Annotated in this window: 2 protein-coding genes; both read left to right on the top strand. The window is 40.3% G+C overall.

The features are described from left to right. Positions 1-88: 88 nt before the first annotated feature. Positions 89-763, top strand: coding sequence for a tRNA (guanosine(37)-N1)-methyltransferase TrmD (trmD, locus tag AB7E53_RS14540; RefSeq protein ID WP_446771508.1), 675 nt, complete (start codon positions 89-91; stop codon positions 761-763). Between the two features lie 373 nt (positions 764-1136). Then, a partial coding sequence (gene xyl3A / locus AB7E53_RS14535) for a xylan 1,4-beta-xylosidase (RefSeq protein WP_446776502.1) occupies positions 1137-3661 on the top strand: 2525 nt, incomplete at its 3' end.

The raw sequence follows: 3661 nt of genomic DNA, 5'->3' as shown, positions 1-3661 counted from the left end.
GTTTGGATTATGACTACAAATTTACATGTTTATACCCGAATAAATGTATATTATGCCTACTTTTGCACCGAAATCAAATTGTATGACAATGAGAATTGATATTCTTACCGTATTGCCCGAAATGTTAGAAGGAACGATCAATTGTTCTATTTTAAAGAGAGCTCAGGATAAAGGCCTGGCCGAAATCCATTTACATAACCTGCGCGACTATACTACTAACAAGTGGCGCCGTGTTGATGATTATCCTTTTGGAGGCGAAGCGGGCATGGTTATGCAAATAGAACCGATTGACCGGGCGATTTCTGCTTTAAAAAGTGAGCGTGATTACGATGAAGTTATATATACATCGCCGGACGGTGAAACCTTTAACCAACCCATGGCCAATAAGATGTCGATGCTAAACAATCTGATTATTCTTTGTGGCCATTACAAAGGAATTGACTATCGTATCCGTGAGCATCTTATCACAAAAGAAATTTCGGTTGGTGACTATGTTTTAACTGGGGGCGAACTTGCTGCTGCTATCATGGCAGATGCCGTAATCCGACTCCTTCCTGGGGCTATTGGTGATGAACAAAGTGCTTTATCCGATTCGTTTCAGGATAATTTATTGGCTCCGCCGGTTTATACACGACCAGCTGATTATAATGGATGGAAAGTTCCTGAAGTTTTACTTTCTGGTCACGAACGTAAAATTGCTGAATGGAGGCTTCAGCAAGCTCATGAAAGGACTTTAAGACTACGTCCCGACTTGCTCAAATAGAACTTTACCTTATTGATTTTTGAATTAGATAGTTGTTACGAATCCTGTGATTAGGGTTTGGAAATTTTGTATTGCCTTAAATCCGCTTATTTGTTAACATTTACTGATTTAACTTCGATTCGATACATGATTTGATTTTTGCAGAAACTTGCAATGCGAGTTTCTGTGAGCCAAAATAAATAAAGTTAGCCTTTATATTATATTTAGAAAGAAAGCTGATGGAAGAGATTTTCTTGTTTATTTTATCTTATTTATTTGAATATGTAAATCAAATCAATTAGCTTTGTTCCCAATAGTACCATATAACATTCTACAAACAAATGAATTACATTTTTTTAAAGTGTAATTTATACAATATCTAAATTATAAGACCATGAGAATGAAAATTATTGCGGGTGCTGCTCTTTTTTTGATCGCATCCGCTTCGTGTGTTAGTCAGAAGTACGACTATCCTTTTCGTAATCCAGATCTTCCTATTGACGAACGTGTTGACGACCTGCTAAGCAGATTAACGCCAGAAGAGAAAGTAGGTCAGATGATGAATCAGACCCCAGCTATCGAACGTTTGGGAATTCCTCCCTATGATTGGTGGAATGAAGCATTGCATGGTGTTGCCCGTGCAGGGAAAGCCACTGTATTTCCGCAGGCAATCGGCTTAGCGGCAACTTTTGATGATGAGGCTTTATTAAAGACTTTCACAATGGTAAGCGACGAAGCGAGGGCAAAGTACCATCAATATCAAAAAGATAAAGAATATGACCGGTATAAAGGACTAACATTTTGGACTCCCAATATTAATATATTCAGAGATCCGCGATGGGGGCGTGGAATGGAAACATATGGCGAAGATCCTTATTTAACAGGCCGAATGGGACTAGCTGTTGTAAAGGGGTTGCAAGGGAACGATCCCGATTATTACAAAACCCATGCTTGTGCAAAACATTATGCAGTTCATAGCGGTCCGGAGTGGAACAGGCATGAGTTTGATGTTGAAGTAACTCCTCGTGATTTATGGTTAACCTATCTGCCTGCTTTTGAGCAACTTGTTAAGGAGGGAGATGTGCAGGAAGTAATGTGTGCCTACAACCGCTATGAAGGGAAGCCTTGTTGTGGCAGTGATAAGTTATTAATTGATATTCTTCGTAACAGCTGGGGATATAAGGGAATTATTCTTTCCGATTGTGGAGCAATAGATGATTTTTGGCAAAAAGACAAGAATACGCCCCGTCATGAAACACATCCTGATGCCGAGTCTGCATCTATCGATGCCGTACGAAGTGGAACCGATTTGGAATGTGGCGGAAGCTATCGTTCGTTAAAAAAAGCATTGAAAGACGGAACACTTAAAGAGAGCGATCTGGACGAGTCATTACGTCGTTTGTTTAAAGCTCGTTTCGAACTAGGCATGTTTGATCCGGATGATAAGGTGTCATACGCGAAGATACCTTATAACGTTGTAGAAAGTAAGCAACATATCCAGCAGGCATTGGAGATGGCTCGTAAGAGTATGGTGTTGCTGAAAAATAAAAACAACGTTTTGCCATTGAATAAGTCCATAAAGAAGATCGCTGTTGTTGGTCCCAATGCTGCAGATAGCACCATGTTGTGGGCAAATTACAATGGATTCCCAACGAAAACTGTTACAATTTTAGAAGGAATCAGAAATAAAGTTCCCGGAGCTGAGGTAATCTATCAATTGGGATGCAATCATACTGATAACTTTGTAATGCAAGATATGGGGGATAAAATTACCTCAAATGCTGGTACCGGTTTTCTTGCTGAGTACTTTAATAATACAGAATTTAAAGGAGAACCTGTCTTTAAGGGATTGGCTCAGAGCTTACATTATACTACTGGAGGAAATACTCAGTTTGCTCCAAATGTCAATTTATCTGACTTTACCGCTCGTTTTACCGGAGTGTTTGAGGCTCCTGTAACCGGAGATATTGATTTTGAATTGTCTGGAAATGACGGAATCCGGTTGTATATTGATAACGCTGTTGTTTCTGAAATGTGGGAGAGCGAGTATACTGCATTTAGAAAATATACTCTTAAAGCAGAAAAAGGAAAGAAGTATGCTGTGAAAATAGAATACATGCAACGCTCAGGTATGGCCGATCTGAACTTTTCTGTTGGTGTTCGTAAACCGGTAGACTTTGCCGGCACTGCAGCAAACGTAAAAGATGCGGATGTAATTGTATTTGTAGGAGGTATTTCGCCACGATTAGAGGGAGAGGAAATGCCTGTGGATGCTGAAGGCTTCAGAAAAGGAGACAGAACCAATATTGAGCTTCCAAAAGTTCAGCAAGAGATGGTCAAAGCTCTTAAAGCAACCGGAAAGCCTGTAGTTTATGTTGTATGTACAGGTAGTGCATTGGCTCTTAACTGGGAGGATGCCAACGTTGATGCTATTCTGAATGCCTGGTATGGCGGTCAGGAGGGCGGTACAGCAGTTGCAGATATTCTTTTCGGCGACTATAACCCAGCCGGCAGATTGCCAATCACATTCTACAAGTCCGTTGATCAGTTGCCCGATTTTGAGGATTATAGCATGAAGGGACGTACGTATCGCTATATGACACAGGTTCCATTATATCCATTTGGTTACGGATTAAGCTATACAACATTTGCTTATCAGAATGCGAAACTTTCTGCTTCGAAGATCGGAATAAAGGATAAAGTAACCCTGACTGTGGATGTTAAAAACACAGGAAAGCGTGACGGTGATGAGGTTGTACAGATTTACATTAAGAATCCGAATGATCCCGAAGGTCCAATTAAGGCATTAAAAGGTTTTAAGCGTGTGTCTGTAAAAGCAGGAGCTTCTGAAAAGGTATCCATCGAACTAGATCAGAAGGCTTTCTATTCCTTCAGTGATGCGACGCAGACCTTAGAAGT

Origin of the sequence: Macellibacteroides sp., from assembly GCF_050251695.1 — a bacterium.
Lineage (GTDB): Bacteria > Bacteroidota > Bacteroidia > Bacteroidales > Tannerellaceae > Macellibacteroides > Macellibacteroides fermentans.
Note: the sequence above shows the minus strand (reverse complement) of the source record. Positions and strands in the feature narration are given on the sequence as shown.

Bases quoted from the DNA above. Each gene is read 5' to 3' on its own strand.
- trmD (WP_446771508.1), top strand. From the start codon at position 89: ATGAGAATTGATATTCTTACCGTATTGCCCGAAATGTTAGAAGGAACG.